This window comes from Streptomyces hiroshimensis, from assembly GCF_014650335.1.
GTDB lineage: Bacteria > Actinomycetota > Actinomycetes > Streptomycetales > Streptomycetaceae > Streptomyces > Streptomyces hiroshimensis.
Window position 1 is genome coordinate 6,309 of sequence record NZ_BMUT01000015.1, and the last position, 24,527, is coordinate 30,835.

Genomic DNA, 24,527 nt, shown 5'->3' on the forward strand with positions numbered 1-24,527 from the left:
CGCCGGGGGTGCGGATCACTACGGCGGATCTGGTGCCTGCGGAGGCCGAGCGGCTTGCCGCCGATTTCGCTTCTGTGCTGGGTGAGGCTCAGGAGACGTACGGGGGGTGACGGGTGGGGGCTTTTCCCCTACCCGCCCCTTCCCGTAACCGGGGCTCCGCCCCGGACCCCGTATCGCGCTGAACGCGCTCGTCCTCAAACTCCCCCAGCTACCGCTGGGAGGTGCCCCCAACGGGCTGAAATGGTGCTCGGACGAGCTGGATGGGTGCCCGGGCAGGCTGATTGATGCCCGGGCGCGCCGAATAGGTGCTCGGTCTAGCGCGTGCGGCCCAGTTCCTCGTAGAACTTCAGCAAGTCCGCGTTGTCCACCGAGCCCGGGTTCACCGCCTTCTCCAGTGGTGTGCCCTGGAGGAGGCGTTTGACCGGGACCTCGATGCGCTTGCCCGTGAGGGTGTGCGGGATCGCCGGGACCTCGATGACCTCGTCGGGGACGTGGCGGGGCGAGAGGTTCTCGCGGATGGTGCGCTTGATGCGGTCCAGTAGGGCGTCGTCCAGTCGTGCTCCGGGGGCGAGGTGGACGAAAAGGGGCATCCAGTAGCCGCCGTCGGGCTGTTCGACGCCGATGACGAGGGACTCGCGGATCTCGGGGAGCCGTTCGACGACCTCGTAGATGTCGGCGGAGCCCATGCGGACGCCCTGCCGGTTGAGGGTGGAGTCGGAGCGGCCGTGGATGACGACGCTGCCGCGCGGCGTGAGGGTGATCCAGTCGCCGTGGCGCCAGACGCCGGGGAACATCTCGAAGTAGCTCTCGCGGTAGCGGGTGCCTTCGGGGTCGTTCCAGAAGCGGATGGGCATCGACGGCATGGGGTTGGTGACGACCAGCTCGCCGACCTCGCCGACGACGGGCTTGCCGTGCGGGTCCCAGGCCTGCAGGTCGGTGCCGAGGCAGGGGGCCTGGAGCTCGCCGATGTACACCGGCAGGGTCGGTACGGCGCCCGCGAAGCAGCTGCAGACGTCCGTGCCGCCGCTCACCGACGCGATCCACATGTCTTCCGCAACCTCCTCGTGCAGCCAGCGGAATCCGTCCGGCGGCAGCGGCGAGCCCGTCGTGGCCACGCACTTCACGCGCGAGAGGTCGAAGTCCCGGCCGGGGTGGACCTCCGCCTTGCGGCAGGCCATGACGTACGCGGCCGAGGTGCCGTAGAGGGTCGTGCCGGTGCGTTCGGCGATGCGCCACTGGGCGGCGGTGTCGGGGTGGCCGGGGCTGCCGTCGTAGAGGACGACGGTGGAGCCCACCAGGAGGCCGGAGACGAGGAAGTTCCACATCATCCAGCCGGTGGAGGTGTACCAGAAGAAGCGGTCGCCGGGGCCGAGGTCGCAGTGCAGGGAGAGCTGCTTGAGGTGTTCGAGGAGGATGCCGCCCTGGGACTGGACGATGGCCTTGGGCAGGCCGGTGGTGCCCGAGGAGTACAGCACCCACAGCGGGTGGTCGAAGGGGACCTGTTCGAAGACCGGTTCGACGTCGGAGGACACCAGGTCGTCCCATTCCAGGGCACCTTCGGGTGCCTCGGTGCCCAGCAGCGGGATGTGCACGACCGCGCGCAGGGTCGGCAGGCCGGCGCGGAGTTCGGTGACGGTCCCGGCGCGCTCGTGCTCCTTGCCGCCGTATCGGTACCCGTCGACGGTGAACAGGACGACGGGTTCGACCTGCTGGAAGCGGTCCAGGACGCTGCGGGCGCCGAAGTCGGGCGCGCAGGAGGTCCACACGCCGCCGACGGCCGCGGTGGCGAGGAGGGCGACGACGGCCTGGGGGACGTTGGGCAGGTAGCCGCTGACGCGGTCGCCGGGGCGCACGCCCAGGCGGCGCAGGGCGTCGGCGAGGGAGCCGACCTGGCGGCGCAGCTCGGTCCAGGTGACGGGGCTCGGCTCGTGGGTCTCGTCGACGTGGAGGAGGGCGGGGCCGGCGGCCCGGCCGGGGTCCTCGGCGGCGCGCAGCGCGTGCTCGGCGTAGTTGAGGGTGGCGCCGGGGAACCAGGTGGCGCCGGGCATCGAGCGGTCGGCGAGGACGCGCTCGTAGGGGTGGGAGAAGCGGACGCCGGACCATTCGGCGAAGGCCTGCCAGAAGGTCTCGAGCTCGCCGACGGACCAGCGGTGCAGGGCGGCGTAGCTCGCGGCGGGGTCGCCGGGGACGGCGGCCGGGGCACCGTGGCGCTCCGCGGCCCAGGCCTGGAAGCGGGTGACCTGTGCGCGGGCGACGCGGTCGGCGCCGGGGGTCCACAGGGGCTCCGGCGTTTCGGCGGGCTGCGGTGCGGTGGTCATCTGGCGGCTCCCGGGCTTCTGCGCGTCGTGGGCGTCGTGGGCATCGCGTGGTGGGCATCGTCCTGGTGGGCCGCGCGCACGGGCGGGGTGTGCGCGTGGCTCGACTGACCAGGACGATGCCACGTGATCGACTCCCGCACCAGAGCCGACGGCACAGTGCGGCGCGCATCGCACCGGCCACGGGTGAGGGCGGTGCCCCGCCCATCCCGTGCGCGCCGGGCTTCCCGGGTGCCTCCCCCTTCTCCCTGCGGGGGTGAACGGCGTCTGAACGCGGGGCGCCGACGATCGTGCGGGTGGCAGTCTGAGCAGCATGGATGCGCGTGATCTGCTGCGGTTAGTGAGAACGGTCCGTACGGCTCGGGGGGTGCGGTCCCTGCGGTCGGCGCTGCGGCGGCGGTGCGCGGACAGAGCGGGGCTGCCGCGGCCGGGTGCGGAGCGGGCGCGGGTGCCGGGTGCGGTGCGGAGGGCGGATCCGCTGCCGGGCGGCGGGGTGGTGCACTTCGCGAGGTCGTCGCTGCGGGTGCGGGTGGCGGCGGGCGGGGCGGTGTTCTGCGGCTGGGACGGGGCCGGTCCGGAGCCGTCGTACGCCTTGGCCGGGCCTGGGCCGGAGGCGGACGAGCGGGCGGTGCTGGAGCCGGACACCGACGGCGGCTGGCGGGTGGTGTCGGAGCGGGTGCTGGTGGTGGTGGGCCGGCACGGGACGGTGGAGGTGCGGACGCCCGGGGGCGTGCTGCTGCGGCGTGATCTGCCGCCGCGCTGGTGGGAACCGGCGGAGGCGGAGGCTCGTGAGCGACAGGGGCGGCCCGGTGAGACGCGTGAGTGGCAGGGGTCCGGTGAGACGCCTGAGCAGCAGGCGGCCGGTGAGGCGGATCAGCAGCAACGGGCTGGTGAGGCGCGTCGGCAGCAGGGACCCGCTGGGGCGCGGTGGGCGCTGCGGTCGCAGGTGGCGGCGGATGCGCGCTTCTTCGGGCTGGGCGGCCGGTCGGCGGGTCCGCGGCTGCGGGACGGCTCGTACCGGCTGTGGAACACCGATCCGGACGGCGCCTTCGGACCGGGCGACGATCCGCTGTACATCACGATGCCGGTGCAGCTGGTGGTCGCGGACGCGGGCACGCACCTGGTGTTCCACGACGACTCGTGGGACGGGCGGGTGACGCTGGCGGAGGGCGAGGAGGGCGCGGGCTCGGGCCACGACCGGCCGGGCCGCTGCGAGGTGCGGATGGACGGGGGGCCGCTGCGCTACTGGGTGCTGGTGGGGACGCCGGCGCGGGTGCTGCACAACTGGGCCTTGCTGACGGGGGCCGCTGCGGTGCCGCCCGCGTGGGCGCTCGGTCACCATCACGCGCGCTGGGGGTTCGGCAGCGAGCACGAGGTGCGGCGGGTGGTGGAGGGGTACGCCGAGCGCGGGCTGCCGCTGTCGGCCCTCCATCTGGACATCGACCACTACCGGGGGCACCGCGTCTTCACGGTGGACCGGGAGCGCTTCCCCGATCTGCCGGGGCTGGCGGCGGAGTTGCGGGAGAAGGGGGTGCGGCTGGTGTCGATCGTGGACCCGGCGGTGAAGGCGGAGCCGGGTCAGTGGGTGTTCGACAGCGGGGCGGCGGCCGATGCGTTCGTCCGGGACGCGCGGGGGCGCCGGGTGCGGGGGGAGGTGTGGCCGGGCGAGTCGGTCTTTCCCGACTTCACCGATCCGCGGGTGCGCAAGTGGTGGGGCGGGCTGTACGGGGAGCGGCTGGCGCAGGGTTTCTCGGGCGTGTGGCACGACATGAACGAGCCGGTGTCGTTCGCGCCGTTCGGGGATCCGTCGCTGCCCCTGTCGGCGCGGCACTCCCTGGAGGGGCGCGGCGGCGACCACCGCGAGGCGCACAACGTGTACGGCCTGGCCATGGCCCGGGCCGGTTACGAGGCGCTGTGCGAACTGCGGCCGGGTGAGCGCCCGTTCCTCTTCTCGCGCTCGGGCTGGGCGGGCATGCAGCGCTACGGAGGTACGTGGTCGGGCGACGTGGCGACGGGCTGGCCGGGGCTGCGGGCGTCCTTGTCGCTGGTGCTGGGCCTGGGGCTGTGCGGGGTGCCCTACTCGGGCCCGGACGTCGGGGGTTTCACCGGGTTCCCCTCGCCCGAGCTGTATGTGCGCTGGTTCCAGCTGGGTGCGTATCTGCCGCTGTTCCGTACGCATTCGGCGATCACGGCGGGGCGCCGGGAGCCGTGGGAGTTCGGCGGGCAGGCGCTGGAGCACGCGGGAGCGGCGCTGCGGGAGCGGATGCGGCTGCTGCCGTACTTCGTGACGCTCGCGCACCTGGCGCAGCGCACGGGGGCGCCTTACGTCCGTCCGGTGTGGTGGCGCTCGCCGGAGGACCGTGCGCTGCGGGACTGCGAGGACGCGTTCCTGCTGGGCGATTCGCTGCTGGTGGCGCCGGTGCTGGAGCAGGGGGCGGACCGGCGGGCGGTGCGGCTGCCGCGCGGGCTGTGGTACGACACGGCGACGGGGCGGGCGTACGAGGGGCCGGGGCAGGTGCTGCTGGACGCACCGCTGTCGCGGATCCCGGTGCTGGCACGGGCGGGGTCGGTGATTCCGGTACAGGGCGGGGCCACCGGATCCGTGGAACTGGAGGTGTGGGCTCCGGCCCCGGGCCGTACGGGCGGCGGTGTGCTCGTCCCCGACGGGGGTGACGGGTGGGAGCCGAAGAAGGCCGTGCGGTTCACCACGCGCACGCGGGACGGTGTGGTGGTCGTGGAGCAGGAGGGTGCGGAGGAGGTGGGGTATCCGGTCCGGGTACGGGGAGAGGGCGCGCAGTGAAGTGCAGGGGCGTGCAAGTGAAGTGCAGGGGCGTGCAGTGACATGAGGGGACGGGCGCTCTTCCGCGGGCGCCCGTCCCACTGCTATCTGGGAGGGATGAGCAGATCCCGTTTCCCGGCCGTACTGCGGGCCGTCGTCCTGCCCGCCGCGGCCCTCCTGACGCTCCTGTCCCTTCCGTCCGCTCCGTCGGCGCAGGCCGCCACCGCGCCGGAGCCACGCCCGCCCCGCGGGTTCGTGGCCCTCGCCGATGTGGATCCGACGATCCTGCAGGAGATGCGGTACGTGACCGTGCACAACTTCACGGGCCACCGCGTCGACGGCTACCGGCGCCCCCTGTGCATCCTGACGCGGGAGGCCGCCGACGCCCTGCACCGGGCGCAGCGCTCGCTGCTGCGCCGGGGCTACGGGCTGAAGGTGTACGACTGCTACCGGCCGCAGCGGGCCGTGAACGACTTCGTGGAGTGGGCGAAGGATCTCGGCGACACCCGGATGAAGGCGGAGTTCTACCCGCGCGTGGACAAGTCCCGGCTGTTCGAGGACGGGTACATCGCGGCGAAGTCCGGGCACAGCCGGGGCAGCACGCTGGACGTGACGATAGTGAAGCTGCCGGCGTGGCCGACGCGGCCGTACGTGCCCGATGAGCCGCTCGTGCCGTGCTACGGGCCGCGGGAGCAGCGCTTCCCCGACAACTCCGTGGACATGGGCACGGGCTTCGACTGCTTCGACACCCTGGCGCACACCCTGGACCCGCGGATCACGGGCGTGCAGCGGGCGAACCGGCTGCTGCTGAAGTCGGCGCTGGAGCGGGAGGGGTTCGTCAATCTGCCGGAGGAGTGGTGGCACTACACCTTCAAGCCGGAGCCGTTCCCCGACACGTACTTCGACTTCCCCGTGCTGCGCCACCCCCTGCCGTGATCCCCTGCCGTGACCCCCGTCCTTGATGCCCTGTCCTCGATGCCCGCGCCGTAGTGCTCATCGCCCCGCGCCTTGACGCTCCGTCACGGCGGGTGAACACTTCCCGTCCTGACAGGTCCGGACAGGTTCCGAGGTCAGGAGACGCCATGACGGGTCCGTACGTCGCCGCGATCGACCAGGGCACCACCTCCAGCCGCTGCATCGTCTTCGACCGGGACGGCCGGCCCGTCGGCGCGGACCAGCGCGAGCACCGGCAGATCTTCCCGAAGCCGGGCTGGGTGGAGCACGACGCCGCCGAGATCTGGGCGAAGGTGCGGGCGGTGGTGGCGGGTGCGCTGGCCGCGGCGGGGCTGCAGGCCGGCGAGCTGAGCGGCCTGGGCATCACCAACCAGCGGGAGACGACGGTCCTGTGGGACCGCTCGACGGGCAAGCCGGTGCACAACGCGATCGTCTGGCAGGACACCCGCACCGACGCGCTCTGCCGCGAGCTGGGCGGCGCGGACGGGCAGGACCGGTTCCGGGCGGCGACGGGGCTGCCGCTGGCGAGCTACTTCTCCGGGCCCAAGGCCGCCTGGCTGCTGGAGCACGTACCCGGGCTGCGGCGGCGGGCCGAGAACGGCGAGATCGCCTTCGGCACGGTCGACTCGTGGCTGATCTGGAATCTGACGGGCGGTCCGGACGGCGGGGTGCACGTCACGGACGTGACGAATGCCTCGCGCACCCTGCTGATGGATCTCGGCACGCTCCAGTGGGACGCCGGGATCCTGGCCGCGATGGGCATACCCGAGGCGGTGCTGCCGGAGATCCGGTCCTCCTGCGAGGTGTACGGCAGGGCCGTGGGGCCGCTGGCCGGGGTGCCGGTGGCGGCGGCGCTCGGCGACCAGCAGGCGGCGGTGTTCGGGCAGACCTGCTACGGGGCGGGCGAGGCCAAGAACACGTACGGCACGGGCAGCTTCCTGCTGCTGAACACCGGGACGCGGCCCGTGCCGTCCAAGAACGGCCTGCTGACGACGGTGGGCTACCGGCTGGGCGGCGAGCCGGCCGTCTACTGCCTGGAGGGGTCGATCGCGGTCACGGGCGCGCTCGTGCAGTGGTTCCGCGACCAGCTGGGGCTGATCCGCTCGGCCGGCGAGATCGAGGAGCTGGCGGCGAGCGTCCCCGACAACGGCGGCGCGTACGTCGTGCCCGCCTTCTCCGGCCTGTACGCGCCCTACTGGCGCTCGGACGCCCGGGGCGTGATCACCGGCCTGACCGGCTACGTGACGCGGGCGCACCTGGCGCGGGCGGTGCTGGAGGCCACCTCCTGGCAGACGCGCGAGGTGGTGGACGCGATGTTCCAGGACTCCGGCGTGCGGATCAGCTCGCTGAAGGTGGACGGCGGGATGACGGCCAACGGGCTGCTGATGCAGCACCAGGCCGACGTGCTGGGCGTACCGGTCATCCGGCCGGTGGTCGCCGAGACCACGAGCCTGGGCGCGGCGTACGCGGCCGGTCTCGCGACCGGCGTGTGGCGCGACCCTGACGAGCTGCGGGCGCACTGGCAGCGGGACGCGGAGTGGACGCCCCGGCGCGCGCCCGAGGAGCGGGAGGCCGAGTACCGGGTGTGGCGCAAGGCGGTGGAGCGGAGTTTCGGCTGGGTGGAGCCGCCTGCGCAGGGCGAGCCGGTCTAGCCCGCCTGCTGCGCGAGCTCGGCGAACCGCTGCTCCACCACGGACACCAGCACCCCCTTCACCGACTCCTTCTCCCGTGCGTCGCACAGGATCACCGGTACGCCGGGGTCGAGGTCGAGGGCGTCGCGGACGTCCTCCTCGGGGTAGCGCTCGGCGCCGTCGAAGCAGTTGACGGCGAGGGTGAAGGGGATGCCGCGGCGTTCGAAGTAGTCGACGGCGGCGAAGCAGTCCTGCAGCCGCCGGGTGTCGGCGAGGACGACGGCGCCGAGCGCGCCGCGGGCCAGCTCGTCCCACAGAAACCAGAAGCGGTCCTGGCCGGGGGTGCCGAAGAGGTAGAGGACCAGGTCCTCGCGGAGGGTGATGCGGCCGAAGTCCATGGCGACGGTGGTGGTGCGCTTGCCCTCCACGCCGGAGGTGTCGTCGACGGGCCTGCCCGCCTCGGTGAGCAGCTCTTCCGTGCGCAGCGGCCGGATCTCGCTGACCGCGCCGACGAGGGTGGTCTTGCCGGCCCCGAAGCCCCCGGCGACCAGGAGCTTGAGGGCCACCGGGGCCGTCGCGGGGCGCGTGCGGCCGCGGTCGGAGCGCAGGGGCCTCATGGTTGTTCGTCCTCCGGTCGTGGGGGCGTTCGCGGTGTGTCCCGCTCCCCCGGTGGAAGGTGATCGTTCCGCAGAGACCATGGTCACGACAAGTCTCTTCCGGTGCGCGGGCGCCGGGCCCGGCGCCCGCGCGCTGCGCTCAAAGGGCCCGCAGCCCGTGGATCACCTCGCGCAGAATGCTTTCGTCGGGCAGTTCCGCCGGGGGCACCGGGCGGGTGACCCGTACGAGCCCGGCGTCGAGCAGGTCGCCGACGAGCACGCGCACCACGCCGACCGGCAGGTCGAGACCCGCGGCCAGCTCCGCGACCGAGCGCGGCATGTCCCGCGTGAGCTCCGCGATGTCGAGGTGTTCCGGGGACAGCGTCTGGTCGGCGAGGGCGTGGGCGGCGCCGGGGTGCTCCGCCGGATCCTCGGCGACGACGACCGCGATGAGGTCGAGGCCGGCCCCGTCCGCGCTGCGGGTGCGCCCGCGGGTCATGGCGTACGGGCGGACCACCGGGCCCGCCGCGTCGTCGTACCAGCGCACGTCCCCGTCGCCGGAGCCGTCCCCGGTCAGGCCGGCGGTCACCCGTCGGCGGCTACGCCGGTGCGCGGAGCGGTGGCCAGGTGCGTGCCCACCCGCTTGACGAGCAGCGTCATCTCGTAGGCGACCTGGCCGATGTCGGAGTCGGCGTCGGCGAGCACGGCCAGACAGCTGCCGTCGCCGGCGGCGGTGACGAAGAGGAACGCCTCGTCCAGCTCGACGACGGTCTGGCGGACCTTGCCCGCGTCGAAGTGCCGGCCGACGCCCTTGGCGAGGCTGTGGAAGCCGGAGGCCACGGCGGCCAGGTGCTCGCCGTCCTCGCGCGAGAGGTCCTTGGAGGTCCCGGTCGCCAGCCCGTCGCCGGAGAGCACGAGCGCCTTGCGGATGCTGCCGACGCGCTCGACGAGTTCGTCGAGGAGCCAGTTCAGCTCGCCCGTGCCGGCCGGTGCGCCGTTCGCTGCGGTGGTTGTCCCGTTGTCGGCCTTCGGTGCGGTCATCGACCGTCCCCCTCAGATGTGGTTCCTGGTGCGGTTTTTCTCGGTGGTCTGTTCGGTGCGTCCGCCTCATTGTGCTCCCGGCCGCGCTGCCAGCCGCGCTGGAGGGCGGCCATCCTGGCCCGCACCTCGTCGGCGTCGCGCTCGGGTTCCGGACCGGCGGGATCCGGGTCGGCGGGTCCGTCGTGGGCGCCCGCCGGGTCCTTCCTCAGCTGGGGGACGAGGCTCGCCTGGCGCACGCGCCGGGGCAGCCCGCCGGTGGGCGTCCGCTCGGCCCCGGGACCGTCCGCGCGGCCCCCCGGCCCGGCGGTCGGAGCGGCGGCCGTGGCGGAGGGCCTGCGGCGCGGCAGCGGCACCGGCCCGTCGCCCGCCTGGTGGTGCTCCTCGCCCTCGTCCGGGCGCAGTTCGAACGGGCAGAGCGCGGAGTCGTCCGCTGCCGTGACGGCGGCCAGTGGGGGCCTGTCGCGCGAGGGCGCGGTCCGCGCGGGCTGCACCGGGCCCCGGCCCTTGGTGAGCGCCTGCTCGCCGGTGTCCTCGTCCCCGGAGCGGGGGTCGGTCTCGGTGAGCAGGTCCAGGGGGATGAGGACGACGGCGGTGGTGCCTCCGTACGGGGAGGTCTGGAGCGAGACCCGCACGTCGTGGCGGCGCGCGAGCCTGCTGACGACGAACAGGCCGAGCCGGTCGGTGTCGGAGAGCTCGAACTCGGGGGTCTCGGCGAGCCGGAGGTTGGCCTCCAGGAGGGCGTCCGGGGACATGCCGAGGCCGCGGTCGTGGATCTCCAGGGTGAAGCCGTTGGCGACGCGCTGGCCGTGCACCTGCACGGCGGTGTGCGGCGGGGAGAAGACGGTGGCGTTCTCCAGGAGTTCGGCGACGAGGTGGGTGAGGTCGCCGACGGCGGGGCCGCGCACGGCCAGCCGGGGCAGGCGGCGCACCTCGATCCGCTCGTAGGCCTCGACCTCGGCGACGGCGGCGCGGACGACGTCCATGAGGCGGACGGGCTTGCGCCACTGGCGGGCGGGGGCGGCGCCGGAGAGGATCACCAGGCCCTCGGCGTGGCGGCGCATGCGCGTGGTGAGGTGGTCGAGGCGGAAGAGGTCGGCGAGCTCCTCGGTGTCCTCGGTGCGCCGCTCCATGGCGTCGAGGAGGGTGAGCTGACGGTGCAGCAGGACCTGGCTGCGGCGGGCGAGGTTGACGAAGACGTCGGCGACGCCGCGGCGCATGTCGGCCTGTTTGACGGCGGCCTCGACGGCGGCCCGCTGCAGGGTGTCGAGGGCCTTGCCGACCTGGCCGAGCTCGTCGGGCCCGAACGCGCGCGGCGGGGCCTCGGCGTCGAGGTCGATCCGCTCGCCCGCGGCCAGGCGGCGCATGATGCCGGGCAGCCGTACGCCGGAGGCCTCGTGGGCCTCCTTGCGCAGCTTCCGCAGGTCGCGCACGAGGCCGCGGCCGATGCGCAGGGAGATGACGAGCGAGCAGACGAGCGCGGCCAGGCCCAGGACGCCGGCGACGGCGGCCTTGGTCAGGACGCGGGCGGCGATCGGCTCGACGCGGTCCGCGTAGCGGTCGGTGGCCTCGGTGTTCATCCGGGCGAGCTCGTCGAGCACGGCGCCCGCGGCCCGCTCCCAGCGGATCGGGTCGATGGTGTGCGGGGCGCGGGAGGAGCCGGCGAGGATCGCGGTGTCCTCGGCCTCGCGCAGGGCGTGCGGGCCGGCGCCGCGCCAGTACTCCTCGAAGATCTTCTGGTCGCCGGCGGGCAGCACGGAGAGGTTGGTGCTGTAGAGGATCTGCCGCTCGGCGACACGGTCGGAGACGGCCCGCAGGTCCTGGCGGCTCATGGTGCCGGTGGTGAGGGCGGCGGCGAGGAGGGCGTCCTCGCGGGAGAGCGCCTCGCGGGCGCGGGCGACGCCGATGAGGGCGCGGGCCTGCTTGTCCATCTCGGCGTCCTCGAAGGCGCCCAGGCTGCCGAGGAAGGCGTAGTAGGGCTCCACCAGGTCGTTGTAGGCCTGGAAGGCGCCGTGGCGGCTGATGCCGCCGGCCTGGACCTTGCCGCGCAGGCCGTCGAGGTCGCCCAGGGCCTTCTCGATGCGCCGGAAGCGGACGTCGGTGGCGGGGCTCATGTCGCCGCGGACCTTGCCGGCGCCGGTGCGGAAGGCGGCGGCCGCCTTGTCGGTGGCGTCCTGCTGCTCGTGCAGGACGGCGAGGTTGTCGGCGCGGCGGGGGTCGGCGAGGTGGACGAGGGTCTGCCGGCGCTCCTTCTGCAGCGCGCGGACGAGCCCCTCGGCGGGGAGGCCCGCGGTGCGGATGGCCTCGGCGGCGGAGAGCAGCCGGGCGGCCTCGGTGCCGGTGATGACGGTGGCGAAGACCCACAGGCCCGTCAGGGACACCAGCGGCACCAGCAGCAGCGCCACGATCTTCCGGCGGATCGACTTCCCGCGAAAGCGCATGGCCTCCCCAACGTCAACCCCGCTCTGGTGGGGTGGTGTTCCGACAACAATGCGGCGTGAGCCTACTACTGCGGGGTACGGGACTCGAAGGCCAGTACGGTGATCGGACCGTCGGGGTGGCCACCCGTATGGCGGTAATTCCCTGCCCATGGGAACTATCGGGCACCGTCCCTCGCTCTTGTGGAGGGAGCCGGACCGCTGCGGCCGGCCTCGGCACGGAAGGCGGCGGGGGCCGCCGACGAGGGGGTGAGCCGTCGTGGAGCGGGATCATGACGAGCCGTCGCACCGGGCGCGACCGCCGCTGTGGGTGGAGGGGCCCGCGCGCCGGCGCCGGATGCCGGATCCGGTGCGCACCGCCGCGGTGCGCGCGGTCCTCTTCGTCGCCGTGACGCTGGTCCAGGCGATGGTCGCGGCGCTGTTCGCGTTCGCCGGTTCGTGGCTGGCCCTGCCGGCGCTGCTGTGCACCCTGGCGAGCGTCGTGGCGACGACCTGGGCGGTGCTTGACGTGTGGGTCACGCGGCAGGTGTGGCGGCAGAGGCACGGGGTGGTGTCCGTGCCCAGCAGTTCCGCGCGCGCGGGCAGACGGGCCCGGCGACCCGGCTTCCCCTGATCGTCAAGCGCCGGGTAGGTTCGGCGGTTGACGGTGTCGTACACCGGGCACGGGCGGGCGGACGGGCCATGGGGGGATGTACGGATGGCGGAGCGGGAGCGGGCGGTGCATCGCATTCCGGAGGTGCTCCGGGATGCCGGGTGGACGGTGTGCCTGGTCGGTGAGGAGCAGTCGGGCAAGCTGGCCCAGGTGACCGCCGGGTTACGGCGCGGCCCGGATCCCTCGGGCTCGGGAAAACTGATCACCTCCGGCTTCTCGTACTGGGGCCTGGAGTCCACCGTGGCCTGGGCCCACGCCTGCAACGACCTGTACTACCCCGTGATGCGCGAGAGCATCGCCTCTTTCAGCCGCCGCTGGCGCGGCCTGAGCGACAGACTCCCGGACGGGCCCCTGCACTATGTGAGCCTCGGCCCCGGGACCGGGCAGAAGGACCAGGCCCTGCTGCGCTCCCTCGACGGCCGGGGCCGCTGCGGCTGCTACATACCGGTGGACGTCAGCGCCGAGATGCTGCGTCTGGCCCAGCGCGAGGCGCTGCAGCACCTGCACGTGCCCGTGGCGGACGTGCTCCCCGTCCAGCTGGACTTCTCGATGCCCGCCAACCTCGACAGGCTGGGCACGCTCATCCGCCGCACGGTCGGCAGCGAGCCCGTCGTGTACTCCCTGCTCGGCAACACCCTCGCCAACTTCGACAGCGACACCCAGCTGCTGGCGCTGCTGGCCGAGAAGCTGCTGCGGCCGCAGGACCGCTTCCTGCTGGAGGTGGCCAGCACGGCCGGGCAGGACGAGGTGGCGGCCCGCGCCGCCGCGCAGGAGTACGAGAACAGCCCGCGCTTCCGGGAGTTCGTCACCAGTGCCCTGCTGCAGTACACGGACCTGCAGATCGACATGAACAGCCTCTCCTGCGAGGGCCTGGTCGAGGACGACCGGGCGCTGAAGATCAAGGTGATCTACCGCAACCGCACGGGGGCCGAGCTGCAGCTCACGCTGCCCGACCGCAGCACGGTCCGGTTCCCCGACCAGGACACCATCCGCCTCCTCCTCAGCCGCAAGTACACCCGCACCGGGCTGGAGAAGATGCTGGTGGACGCGCGGGTCACCACGGTGGGCGAGACCCACGAGGCCGGGCACGCCGCCTTCGACGGGCCCGCGTTCGGGATGACGCTGCTGCTGCTCGCCCCCGGCGACGGCACCCGCCCCGCCGGGCCCAACCCCTTCGACTGACGGCCCGGCGCCGATGGGACTCCTCGGCCGGCTCAGCCGGCAGTTCTTCGCCGCCGCCACCATCACCTGCCTGCTGGTCGCACTCGGCATCTGCGTGTGGTGGCTGACCGTCGCCCAGGGGCGCGACGACCGCTTCGAGCCCGCGACCTCCGGGCTCGCGCTCGTCGCCGCCGTCACCGGGGTCTACGCCGAGCGGCGGGCGGCGGCCCGCGAGCGGCGCGCCCAGGCGCTGCACGCCCTCGCCGACGAGCTGGTGAAGAACACCGAGCTGCTCGCCGCGGGCTTCGCACCCCTGGACCGGTTCGCGCCCCGGGCGCGCGTGTACCCCCGGCTGATGCAGTCCGCGACGGACGCCGCGCTGGTGTCCGGGGTGTTCTCCGAACCCGGGCACGGCGAGCTCGTCGCCCTGCTGCACCGCTGGCGGGACGCCGTGCACGACTTCAACCGGCGGCTGGACCTCACCGAGCTGCGCACGTACGTCTCGCGCGTGCCGCCGGAGGAACTGCTGGCGATCGACGAGGCCATGCACCGGCCCGGCGGGCAGCTCGACGGGCTGCGGCGGCTGCGGGGCAGCGTGGAGGAGCTGCTGCGGGGGCGGTACGGCGTACCGGGGCTCCGCCCCGGCACGCCCCCGCCGGCCGGAGGGACGTGAGCCTCGGGCCGGCGGGGGCATGAGCCCTAGGCCGGCACCTCCTCCGGCGGGCGGCGGTACATCCGCGTCGCCGTGATCTGGCCGTGCACCTGCTCCTCGTCCGGGTCCTGCTGCGGCGGCAGGCCCGGGCGCAGGTGCTCCTCCACGCTGATGTACTTCAGGCCCGCCCTCAGGTCCGCGTCGTTGCGCAGCCGGATGACCAGCGGGAACTCGGCCAGGGCCGTGGTGTCGAACAGGCCGGTGGTGTAGAGCAGCTGGACGCCGAGGGCGTCGGCGACGGCCCGCTGGAGCTCCAGCAGGTACGTGGCGTTGGCGCGGCCGATGGGGTTGTCCAGGAACAGGGTGCCCGCGTGGCGCTGCTTGTCGCGGCCCCGGTCGTTGCTGCGCAGGGCCGCCATGGTGCAGTACAGGGCGATGGCGGCGGTGAGCAGCTGGCCGCCGGAGAAGACGTCGCCCATCTGCCGGACCGGCACGCGTTCGGCGCGCAGCACCGCGTCGGGCTTGAGGATCTCCACGGCGACGCCGCGCGGCTGCAGGGCCGCCTGGACGCCGCGCAGGAGCAGGGACATGCCGTCGCGGCGCAGGTCGGAGTTCTTCTTGACGGCCGAGCGGGTCGCCTCGTCGATGACTTCGCCGAGGCGCTCGGTGAGGGTGCTCTGGTCGGGGTCGTCGAAGCGGATGCGCAGGAACTCCTGGCCCGACCACTCCCCCAGGCCCTCGGGCAGGCGGGAGAGGCGCTGGGCGGAGCGCAGGGTGGTCAGGGAGGACTCCACGAGCCCGCGCAGCCGGTCCACGATGCTGTCGCGGTTGCGCTCCAGCTGCTCCAGCTCGTCGGTCAGGACGCGCAGGCGGGGGGCGAAGGCCTCGGCCCAGGCGGCGGCGTGCTCGGGCAGGGCGGCCGCGGGCAGCTCGCGGATCTGCTGGCGGGCGGGGGTGCGCACCTGCTCGTAGCGGGTGGAGTTGGCGTGCCGGACGAGGACGTCGCTCGCCTCGCGGACGGCGGACTCGGCGGCCGACAGGTCGCCGGCGCAGCCGCGCAGGGAGCGGCGGGCCTCGGCCGCGGCCTGGCGGGCCTCTTCCAGGCCGCCGGTGTACGGCTCGGGCTGCTCCGTGTCGTCCTCGGGGGAGTTGTCGCGCAGGAGGTCGCGCAGGAGGGCCGCGGTGTCGTCGAAGCCGGTGGCGGCGTCCTCGGCCGAGCGGTGGGCGCGCAGCAGGTCGCCGTGGGCGGTGCGGGCGCGCTCCAGGGCGTCGGTGCGGGCGGCGAGCTCACCGGTGACGGTGCGCAGGAGCTCCTTGGCGCGGTCGGCATCGCCGGGGACGAGCTCCTCGGGGAGCTCGGTGTGGGCGTCGCCGTCGGCCGGGGCGAGGCGCTCGGCCTCGCCGCGCAGCCGGCCCAGCTGCTCGCTGGCCGCGGAGGCGCGGCTCTCCAGCATCTGGACGAGCTCCTCGGCGCGGGCCGCGGCGGCCTGCCGGGAGGGCCCGTCGGCGCCTTCGGTGCCTTCCAGGAGCTGGGCGGCGCGGGTGCGCACCTTGTTGGTGAGGCGGTCGAGCTCGTTGCGGGCGGCGCTCTCGTCGCTCTCGGCGCGGGCCTGCTCGGCGCGCAGGTCGGCGCCGACGCCGACCTTCTCGTAGACCTGGGAGGCGGTGCGGTAAGCCTCGCGCAGGGCGGGCAGCGAGGCGGTGGGGGGCTCGCTCGCCTCGGGCACCTCGTCGGGGGCGCCGGCGATCTCGGCGCGCTCGGCGCGCAGGGCGCGGGACGTGCGGCGGGCGTCGTCGGCGGCGCGCTGGGCGGCGCGGCGGTCCTCGTCGGCGGCGCGGGCGCGGTCGACGAAGACGGCGGCGCGCTCCTCGGCCTCGGCGGCCTCCTCGGCGAGCTCGCGGGCGCGGGTCTGCCAGTTGGCGCGCTCGCGCAGGCGGTAGGCGAGCCCGGCGAGGGCGTCGGCGACGCGGCGGGCGCGCTGGGCGGTCTCCTGCCGCTCGTCGCGCACGCGGGCGGCCTCGGCGGCGGTCTCCTCCGCCTCGGCGCGCTCGGCGCGCAGGCCGGTCAGCCCCTCCTGGGCGGTGTCGGCTGCGGCGCGGGCGCGGGTGGCCTCGGCGGCCAGCTCGGCGAGGCGGCCCGCGGGGCAGCCGGCGCGCCACGAGGCGAGGCGGGCGGCGAGGGTGCGGTCGCCGGCGAGGCGGGCCGCTATGGCGCGGATCTCCTCGTCGCGGGCGAGGGACCGCTCGCGCAGGGTGTGCCGCTCCTCGTCGGCCGCGCGCTCGTCGTGCATGGCGGGGTTGGGGGCCACGAGGAACACGCCGGTGTCCTGCCGGCCCGCCTCCGGTACGGGGGCGAGCAGGGCCTCGGACGTGCCGACGGCGAGGGCGGAGCGGGGCAGCAGGGAGGCCGTGCCGAGCACCTCGCGGGCCCGGGCGTGGGAGTCGCCGTCGGTGATGACGACGCCGTCGACGAGCTCGGGGCGGGCCGCGAGGACGGCGGCGTGCCGGGCCGGGTCGACGGCCTGGGCGAGGTAGCGCCAGCCGGGCAGGGCGGGGATGCCGTGCTCGCCCAGGTACTCCACGGCCGCGAGGACGTCCGGGCGGGGCGGCAGCAGGCCGCCGTCGCCGAGGGCGCCCAGGATGCGGGAGTCGTCGGCGGCGGCCGTACGCAGGTCGAACAGGTGCCGCTCGGAGGTGGCGACGCTGTCGTCGAGCAGCTCGCGCAGCGCGTCGGCGTTGCGGTCGAGCTCTTCGGCGGTCAGCGGGCCGGAGGCGGCGCGGCGGGCGGGGGCGGGGCCGTCGGGGCGGCGCCGGGCGGCCGCCCGGACGGCGCCGGGGTAGTACGGGGCCTCGCCGTCGGGTGCGTCCTCGGAGGAGCGGCGCGGGGCGGGCGGGCGGCCGTCGCCGTCCGGGCCCGCCTCGGTGCGCGGGCCGGGCACCTGGCCGGAGGCGTCCGGCTCGGGCAGGCCCAGCAGCTCGATCAGGCGCTGCTCGGCGCCGATGGACTCGGCGGCGCGGCGCTCGGCGTCGTAGGCGCCCTCGGCGGCCGTGGCGGCGTCCGCGGCGCGGGCGGCGGCCAGCTCGGCCCGGCTCTCGGCTGCGGCCGTCTCCTTGGCCCGGTCGGCGGCCTGACGGGCGGTCTCCCGCGCGGACTCGTACGCGGCGACGGCCGGCTTCTCGGCATCGCTGGCGGCGAGGGCGGCGCGGGCCGGGTCGGTCTCGCCGGCGTCGTCGATCCAGCCGGCGCGGACGGCCTCGGCGATCTCCTGCTCGACCTCGGTCAGGCGCTGGCGCAGGTGGCCGGATTCGCTGCGGGCGCGCTGGGCCTCGGTGGCGGCCGACGTGGCGTCGCGGTGGGCGGCCTCGCTCGCCTCCTGGAGGGCTGCGGAGCGCTCCTCCTCCTCGTTGGCACGCTGCTCGCCGCTCTCGGCGGCGGTGTTGAGGGCCCGTACGAGCTCGGTGGCGGCCTGGGCGCGCGCGGCCAGCGCCGGGGCGGCGTCGCGCTCGGCCTCGCGGATGGCTGCGGCGACGCGCGCGGAGCGGTCGGCCGCGGCGCGGTGGCGCAGGACGGTCTCGGCGGCCTGCCAGGCGGAGTGCAGCGTGCGGGCGTCGTTGAGCTCGCGGCGCTGGGCGGCGGCGGCCTTCTCGGCCGCGGCCAGGGCCAGGGAGGCGTGCCGGTAGGCGATCTCGGCGGCGACCAGCGAGCTGCGGCCGCGCTCGGTGTCGGCGGCGGTGACGGCGTGGGCCGCGGCGGCGACCTGCTCGGCCAGCTCGGCGGTCCGGCCGCGCTCTTCGAACGCGCGGGCGGACAGGCGGCGGGCCAGGCCGCGGGTGCGGCGCTCGGAACCGGCGTGCACGCCGCGGGCCTGCTCGCGCTTGACGGCCGCCTCTGCGATGCGCGACAGCAGGTCGAGCGAGCCGGCGGTGAAGTCGCGCTCGGCGGTGAGCTCGGCGCGGCGGCCGAGCTTGTGGGCGAAGCCGTGCACGAGGTCGGCGAGGCCGTCGGTGTCGCGGGTGTCGGTGACCGCGCGCAGCAGCAGGTCGGTGAAGTCCGAGTCGTTCTTGACGGCGAAGAGGCCTGCGGCCTCGCCCTCGTCGGCGTTCATCTCGCGCTGGTAGCGGAAGAGTTCGGGGTCCAGGCCGAGCTCGCCCAGGTGCTCGTTCCAGCGCTCGTGGATCTCCTCCCAGACCACGTCCAGGTGGGGGTAGGCCTTGCCGGCCTCGGTGAGGGCGTCGCGGAAGCCCTTCATCGTGCGGCGGCGTCCCCGTGCGCCGGAGGCGCCGGAGAGCACAGAACCGGAGCTGCCGTCGGCGGCGGAGCGCATTGCGGTGGACTCGGCGACGGGCAGCGCGTCGAGGCTGAGGCCCGGGCCGGGGCGGAAGGAGTACCAGGCCTCGGCGAACTTGCGCGGGTCGTTGGAGACCTGGCGGCCGCGCCACTCGCTGACCTTGCCGACCACGATGGTCTCGCCTGTCAGGACGTGCTGCCACTCCAGGGCGACGTGCCCGCAGTCGTCGGCGAGCAGGAACTTGCGCAGCACGCCCGAGCTGGCGCCGCCCAGGGTGTTGCGGTGGCCCGGCAGCATGACCGAGAAGATGAGCTTGAGGAGGACGGACTTGCCGCCGCCGTTCTCCAGGAAGAGCACGCCAGCCGGCGCGGGGCGGCGCGGCGGGCCGACGGGCTCCTCCTCGAAGAACTCCGCCTGCGCGGGCGCGGGGGTGGGCACGGGCGCGCCCACTCCCCGCAGGTCCAGCACGGTGTCGGCGTAGCGCGCACCGGCGGGCCCGATGGAGTAGAGGCGGACCCGGGACAGCTCGTACATGGCGGTCTCTCGTTGTCGTGACGGGCGGTTGTTCAGGCGGTCGGGCGGGCGGCCGGTCAGGCCGAGTGGAAGGGCAGGCCGGCGTCGGCGACCAGGTCGAGGTCGTCGGCGGCGTCCGGCGGCAGAAGCGTCGCGCTGCCGTCGCCCACGGGCACGATGCCGAGCTCCAGCAGCTCGGCCATGGCGGCGGTGCCGGCCATGTCGCGGACCTGGAGCTGGTAGCGGGCGGTGGTGCGGTAGGCGCCGCCGGCGTCGTCGCCGGTGCGCTGCAGGAAGCCGGAGTCGACGAGGAAGGCGACGGCCTTGGCGATGATGCCCGTGGTGGAGCCGGCGAGGCGGCGGGCGTCCTTGGTGGCACCGGTCGCGCTGCGGCGCGCGTAGACCCGCCAGGCGGCCTCCAGGCCGGGGGCGTCCGTCGTGGGGTCGGTGTTCTCGCCCTGCTCGGCGGCGCGCTCCTCCAGGCGGCGGCACGCCTGCCGGACGAAGGCGTCCACGCCGTTGACGGTGATCCGGCCGATGTAGCCGTCGTCGGCGAGGTCCTCCGGGCGGGGGAAGGCCAGGGCGGCGACCGCGAGGTGGGCGAGGCCGTGCAGGAAGCGGTCGCCGGAGTCGACGGTGGCGCGGCGGGCGTAGTCGCCCATGCGCACGGCGAAGACGGAGTCCTCCGCGGCGGTCACGGCCATGCCGGCGCGGGTGGACACCTCCAGGACGATCAGGCCGAGCCCGGCCGCGACGGCGTCCGCGAGGCGCGCGAAGGCGGGGTCGTCGCGGTGGCGGCGGAGCAGCTCGGCGTACTCGGCGTCCCGCGCGGGCACGAGCTTGGGCTGCAGCCCGAAGGCGATGAGGCGCGCGGCGTCGGCGGCGTCCGCGGGGGTGACGGTGCCGGTGCCGCCGCCGCTGGGCGCGGGCGCGTCGGCCTCGCCGGCGACGTCCACCTGCGGTGCCGGCTCCGCCGGGGCTTCGGCGTCGTACTCAGTCACGGTGTGCTACTCCTGCGGATGTGAGACTTGCGGTGACCCGGCACCGCCGGGATGCGACGTCGCGGCCGGTCGCCGACGCAGCGGAAAGAACCTCACGGCCCTGCCCGGAGGAAATGCACGAGGCCGGCCACAGCGGCTCGAAGCTGCGCTCGGCCCGGCACCGCCGGAATGCGACGTCGTGGCCGGTCGCCGACGCAGCGGAAAGAGCCTCACGGCCCTGCCCGGAGGGAATGCACGGGGCCGGCCGGGACAGCTGTCTGCCGCGCCCTCTCTCCCGCCGCAACGGCGAGCAGGCGTACGGCGCAGCCCGGCGGTGCCGGACCGGCGCCGAGCCGTCGGGGCCCGCCGAAGCCGAGCCGGGGCCCCAGGCCGCCCGCCCCAGGCGCGCCGTAGCGCCGCGCCGAGCGCAGGCCCGAGCCGCCCGCCGCAGGCGCGCCGTCACGTCGACTCCGCTCGGTCCGCCGCCATGCCGGCCGCGTCCAGCAGGGCCGTGCCCACGATGAGGTCCGCGCCGCCGAATTCGGCGTCGTCGAGGACCGTGCCGTCGTCGACGGCGAAGAGCAGGGACTGCTCGCCCTGGCGGTAGGCCGTGCCGACCGCGGGGCTCGCGGCGTGGACGGCGAGGAGGGCGACGAGGTAGGGCAGTTCGGGGTCGCGGCGGCGGGCCTCGGCGAGGAGGCCGGAGAGTCGGCGCGGGGCGTCGGGCGGCAGGGTGAGCAGCTCCATGGCGCTCGCCAGCTGCTCCTCGCTGAAGCGGCTGTCGTCCGGCGTGGCGATGAGGTCCGGCTCGGGCATCTCCGCCCCGAGGTGCTCCCGCTCGGCGGGCGGGGTCAGCAGCATGTCGACGAGGTCGCCGACGCGGACCGAGACGGGCGTGCGCAGGCCCGTGCCGCGGGCGAAGAAGGCGTCGGTGACGCGCCCGGCCTGCTCCAGCGGCAGCGGCAGAACGGGGGCGAGCAGCTGCCCGTAGAGGTCGAGCCCGGCCCGGCCGGGGGAGGTCGCGAACGCCTGCCGGTCCTGCTCGGCGCGGAACAGCGGCCCCGCTTCCAGCAGGCGGGACTGCAGCTGGGTGTGGCGGCGGATGCAGTCCTTGACGATGTCGACGAGCTCGGCGGCGCGGCGCTTGTTCTCGGGCTCCTCGGCCTCGTCGCGCGCCTTGCGGATGTTGGTGAGGATCGCGTTCTCGTGGCGGTAGCGGTCGGCGACGTGGTCGAGCGCTTCGGCGATCATGTCGGGCACGGCCCGCAGCCAGTCGACGGCGCGGACGTTGCGCCGGGTGGCGTCGAGGGTCTTGCGGAGCGTCTCGGCGTACTGCACGGTCCGGTAGCGGGCCTGCTCCGCGGCGAGCTGGGCGTCGGCGAGGCGGCCCCGGCTGATGAGGACCTCCAGCTTCACCTCGGCGGCGATCTGCGCGCTGGTGACGTCGGTGTCGAGGGCGCCGACGAGGACGTTGACGGCCTCGTCCGTGGTGCGCAGGAAGACGGTGCCGCCGGACCCGGGCACCTCTTCGACGAGCTTGAAGTCGTAGTCGCGCCGGACGTAGACGCCGTCGGCCCCGAAGGTGCCGTAGACGGCGCGGAAGCCGCGGTCCACGCTGCCGACGTTGATGAGGTTCTCCAGCACCCAGCGGGCCACCCGCTCGTGCTCGGCCTGCGGCCGCTCCGGCGCCTGGGCGGCGACGCGCGGCTGCAGCCGGGCCACTATCTGCTCGTGGTCGGCGCCGGTGTCGAAGTCCATGTTGAGCGTGACCAGGTCGATGGCGGCGAGCGCCACCTCCGCCATGGCGTAGACGCCGTACTCGCCCGCGAGGTTGGCCTTGCGCGCGTCCAGGTCGTGCAGCGGCGCGGTGCAGGCGAGCGCGCGCAGGCGGCGGGCCAGGCCCTCGTCGGCGGCCGGGCCCGGGGCCGGTCGCGACGGCCCGTTGAGCTGGGGCGGAGCGGCCGCCGGGGCTGGAGAAGTCACGTCGCACAGAGTAGGCGGTCACACCGACAACGGACGAAACGGCACGGGCGGAATGTCCGCCACGCCCCTAGTGTGTGGCTCCGCCTTCCGCACGGATGTCCGTGGTGCGCCCCGCAGCGGTGACGGCGATCACACAGAGTGCCTCCGCGGCGGTGGAGACGGGCAGCGAGGGCAGGGCCCGGTCGGCGACCTGCCCGGGCGCGTAGGGGATGTGCACGAAGCCTCCCCGCAGCCCGGGCCGTTCGGTGGCGGCGAGGTGCATCAGGCCGTAGAAGACGTGGTTGCAGACGAACGTGCCGGCGGTCTGGGAGACCGACGCTGGCAGCCCGGCCTCGCGCACGGCCGCGACGCACGCCTTGACGGGCAGGGTCGCGAAGTAGGCGGCGGGCCCGCCGGGGACGACGGGCTCGTCGACGGGCTGCGCGCCCGCGTTGTCGGGGATGCGGGCGTCGTCGACATTGACGGCGATGCGTTCGACGGTGATGTCGGGGCGGCCGCCCGCCTGCCCCACGCAGAGGACGAGGTCCGGCGCGGTGCGGTCGACGGCCTCCCGGAGGGCGTCGAGGGCGGTGCCGAAGGCGCAGGGCAGTTGCGCGGTGGAGAGGACGAGCCCGTCGGCGCCGCGCGCGGCGGCCGCGCGGACGGCCTCCCAGGAGGGGTTCACCCCCTCCCCTCCGAAGGGCTCGAATCCGGTGAGCAGGACACGGGTCACGGCTGGCTCCCTCCCGGCGGGCCGCCGGACGGCGGAGACGTACATGGTTCAGACGGCGAAGACGTACATGATGACGATGTTGCAGCCGAGCAGGGCGACGGCCGTCGGCATCTGGGCCTTGATGGGTCCGTACTGGTCCTTCAGTTCGAGGAGCGCGGCCGGGACGATGTTGTAGTTGGCGGCCATGGGCGTCACCAGCGTGCCGCAGAAGCCGGCGAGCATGCCGATGGCCAGGACGGCCGGGGCGTTGCCGCCCTCCTGGATGACGAGGACGGGCCAGCCGACGGCCGCGGTCATGACGGGGAAGGCGGCGAAGCCGTTGCCCATGACGACGGTGAACAGGAACATCCCGACGCAGTAGACGACGACGGCGAGGAAGAGGGAGCCGTCGGGCAGCACCGCGGTGGTGATCCTGCGGACCTGGTCGCCGACGCCGGCCACGGAGAAGATGCTGCCGAGGGTGGCGAGGAGCTGGGGCAGCAGCATGGCCCAGCCCATCGACTCCAGCATGGTCCGCCCGGCGTGCACGGGGGTCGAGAGCCGCTTCTCGCGCAGCATCACCATGCCCACGACGAGGGCGACGACGGCCCCGATGCCGAGGCCGAGGATGGTCTCGCTGCCCTTTTGCAGGACGGGTTCGCCGTCCACGGAGAGCTTCTTGACGCCGACCGCGCAGAGGAGGGCGACGACGGGGATGGTGAGCGCGGGGACGAAGAGGCGGCTGCCCCAGCGGGCGGCCCGCGCCTCCCGCTCCTCGGGCGTTGCCTCGGCCCCCTTGCCGCGGCCGGTGAAGCCGAAGCCCGCGAGGCAGACCATGACGAGGACGGCGGCGCCGAGCGGCTCGGCCGGGGCGGACTTGTCGGCGACCCAGGTGCCGTAGATGAAGCCGAGGCCGAGCAGGCCCCAGAAGGCGGCCGTGCCGACGCGCTTGGGGTTGGTGCGGTCGGTGAGCATCTGCGCGGCCATCACCAGGAAGATGCCGCCGACCAGCCAGTAGAACCACTCCGCCTTGATCACTTGACGGTCTCCCCGGTCTCGGCGGCGGCGCTCCGGCCGGGCCCGGAGGTCCCCCCGGACAGCTGGCGGTCGAGCCGCAGCAGCCGCCAGCCGTGTATGGCGAGGGCGCACAGGGCCGTGGGTATGGCCCACAGCGCGAGCTGCAGCGGTTCGAGGTGCGTGTGGTAGGTGGTGTTGACGAAGCCGGTGATCAGCAGGATCGACCCGACGGCAAGGAAGACGTCCTCGCCGAAGAACAGGCCGACGTTGTCCGCGCTCGCGGCGAACGAGCGCACCTTCTCGCGGGCCTTCTCGCCGAGCGGCCCGTGCCGGCGCTCGGCGGCGCCCTCGGCCATGGGCGCGGCGAGCGGCCGCACGGTCTGGGCGTGCCCGAAGACGTTGTTGAGGCCGACGGCGGCGGCGATCTGGCGCAGCAGGAGGTAGAGCGCGAGGAAGCGGCCCGCGGTGAGCCCGGCGAAGCGGGTGATCAGGCGGCGGGCCTGTTCCTGGAGGCCGTGGTGTTCGAGCAGGCCGATGACGGGCAGCGTGATCACGAAGATCGTCACCGAGCGGCTGGAGGCGAACCCGGTGCCGAAGGCGGCCAGGACGCGCTGGGGGGAGAGGCCGCCGAGGAGGCCCGTGACGATGCCGGCGGCGCCGACCACCAGCAGGGGGTTGCGTCTCGTGGCGAAGCCGAGCACGACCACGAGGACGCCCAGGAGAACGATCATGCGCTCCGCCTTCCGGGAGCCCGGACGGCCCTCACCCGATCGGGTGAGGGGATTGGCGAGGAGGCTAAGATATTGTTCAACAATTCTCAATAGGTATGGGCGATCAA

The 24,527-nt window shown here is 74.6% G+C and carries 17 protein-coding genes; 6 read left to right on the forward strand and 11 right to left on the reverse strand.

Annotated features, from left to right (window positions below; genetic code table 11):
* Positions 1-314: 314 nt before the first annotated feature.
* On the reverse strand, positions 315-2,318 hold the full coding sequence (locus IE241_RS28095) for an acetoacetate--CoA ligase (RefSeq protein WP_190024665.1): 2,004 nt from the start codon (positions 2,316-2,318) through the stop codon (positions 315-317).
* A 310-nt stretch (positions 2,319-2,628) separates the two neighbouring features.
* Between IE241_RS28095 and IE241_RS28100 the strand changes: the two genes are divergently transcribed.
* From IE241_RS28100 to glpK, 3 genes are all read left to right on the forward strand, one after another.
* Positions 2,629-5,115 carry a glycoside hydrolase family 31 protein gene (locus IE241_RS28100; RefSeq protein ID WP_190024666.1) on the forward strand — a complete coding sequence of 829 codons (2,487 nt, stop codon included), beginning with the start codon at positions 2,629-2,631 and terminating at the stop codon, positions 5,113-5,115.
* Positions 5,116-5,211: 96 nt separating this feature from the next.
* Positions 5,212-6,030, forward strand: coding sequence for a M15 family metallopeptidase (locus tag IE241_RS28105; protein ID WP_190024667.1), 819 nt, complete (start codon positions 5,212-5,214; stop codon positions 6,028-6,030).
* 146 nt (positions 6,031-6,176) lie between these two features.
* Entirely contained in the window at positions 6,177-7,700 is a 1,524-nt protein-coding gene (glpK, locus tag IE241_RS28110) for a glycerol kinase GlpK (protein WP_190024668.1), read from the forward strand.
* Here glpK and IE241_RS28115 read toward each other — a convergent pair.
* The 4 genes from IE241_RS28115 to IE241_RS28130 form a co-directional block, all read right to left on the reverse strand.
* Positions 7,697-8,296 (reverse strand): GTP-binding protein, encoded by a 600-nt coding sequence (locus IE241_RS28115; RefSeq protein WP_190024669.1) that lies wholly within the window; start codon positions 8,294-8,296, stop codon positions 7,697-7,699. The two genes, glpK and IE241_RS28115, sit on opposite strands and share 4 nt — an antisense overlap.
* Before the next feature lie 139 nt (positions 8,297-8,435).
* Positions 8,436-8,864: a DUF742 domain-containing protein gene (locus tag IE241_RS28120; protein WP_229899919.1), complete on the reverse strand. Its 429-nt coding sequence runs from the start codon at positions 8,862-8,864 to the stop codon at positions 8,436-8,438.
* Positions 8,861-9,316: a roadblock/LC7 domain-containing protein gene (locus IE241_RS28125; protein WP_190024670.1), complete on the reverse strand. Its 456-nt coding sequence runs from the start codon at positions 9,314-9,316 to the stop codon at positions 8,861-8,863. The genes IE241_RS28120 and IE241_RS28125 overlap by 4 nt, the downstream gene beginning before the upstream one ends.
* Positions 9,313-11,754, reverse strand: a complete 2,442-nt coding sequence (locus tag IE241_RS28130) for a sensor histidine kinase (protein WP_190024671.1) — start codon at positions 11,752-11,754, stop codon at positions 9,313-9,315. The genes IE241_RS28125 and IE241_RS28130 overlap by 4 nt, the downstream gene beginning before the upstream one ends.
* 256 nt (positions 11,755-12,010) lie before the next feature.
* Here IE241_RS28130 and IE241_RS28135 point away from each other — a divergent pair, with 256 nt between their 5' ends.
* From IE241_RS28135 to IE241_RS28145, 3 genes are all read left to right on the forward strand, one after another.
* Complete coding sequence (locus tag IE241_RS28135; protein ID WP_229899921.1) at positions 12,011-12,364, forward strand: hypothetical protein; 354 nt, start codon at positions 12,011-12,013, stop codon at positions 12,362-12,364.
* A 105-nt stretch (positions 12,365-12,469) separates the two neighbouring features.
* The gene (locus tag IE241_RS28140) at positions 12,470-13,585 is read left to right on the forward strand and encodes an L-histidine N(alpha)-methyltransferase (protein ID WP_190024672.1); all 1,116 of its coding nucleotides are present in this window, start codon (positions 12,470-12,472) and stop codon (positions 13,583-13,585) included.
* Between the two features lie 13 nt (positions 13,586-13,598).
* On the forward strand, positions 13,599-14,237 hold the full coding sequence (locus tag IE241_RS28145) for a hypothetical protein (RefSeq protein ID WP_190024673.1): 639 nt from the start codon (positions 13,599-13,601) through the stop codon (positions 14,235-14,237).
* 26 nt (positions 14,238-14,263) lie between these two features.
* Here IE241_RS28145 and IE241_RS28150 read toward each other — a convergent pair whose 3' ends face one another.
* The 6 genes from IE241_RS28150 to IE241_RS28175 form a co-directional block, all read right to left on the reverse strand.
* On the reverse strand, positions 14,264-19,039 hold the full coding sequence (locus IE241_RS28150) for a coiled-coil domain-containing protein (protein WP_190024674.1): 4,776 nt from the start codon (positions 19,037-19,039) through the stop codon (positions 14,264-14,266).
* 56 nt (positions 19,040-19,095) lie between these two features.
* Entirely contained in the window at positions 19,096-20,019 is a 924-nt protein-coding gene (locus tag IE241_RS28155; protein WP_190024675.1) for a hypothetical protein, read from the reverse strand.
* A gap of 438 nt (positions 20,020-20,457) precedes the next feature.
* On the reverse strand, positions 20,458-21,981 hold the full coding sequence (locus tag IE241_RS28160; RefSeq protein ID WP_190024676.1) for a hypothetical protein: 1,524 nt from the start codon (positions 21,979-21,981) through the stop codon (positions 20,458-20,460).
* A gap of 67 nt (positions 21,982-22,048) precedes the next feature.
* Positions 22,049-22,693: a pyroglutamyl-peptidase I gene (pcp, locus tag IE241_RS28165; protein ID WP_190024677.1), complete on the reverse strand. Its 645-nt coding sequence runs from the start codon at positions 22,691-22,693 to the stop codon at positions 22,049-22,051.
* Between the two features lie 48 nt (positions 22,694-22,741).
* On the reverse strand, positions 22,742-23,710 hold the full coding sequence (locus IE241_RS28170; RefSeq protein WP_190024678.1) for a DUF979 domain-containing protein: 969 nt from the start codon (positions 23,708-23,710) through the stop codon (positions 22,742-22,744).
* Entirely contained in the window at positions 23,707-24,420 is a 714-nt protein-coding gene (locus IE241_RS28175; RefSeq protein WP_190024679.1) for a DUF969 domain-containing protein, read from the reverse strand. The genes IE241_RS28170 and IE241_RS28175 overlap by 4 nt, the downstream gene beginning before the upstream one ends.
* Between the last annotated feature and the right edge of the window lie 107 nt (positions 24,421-24,527).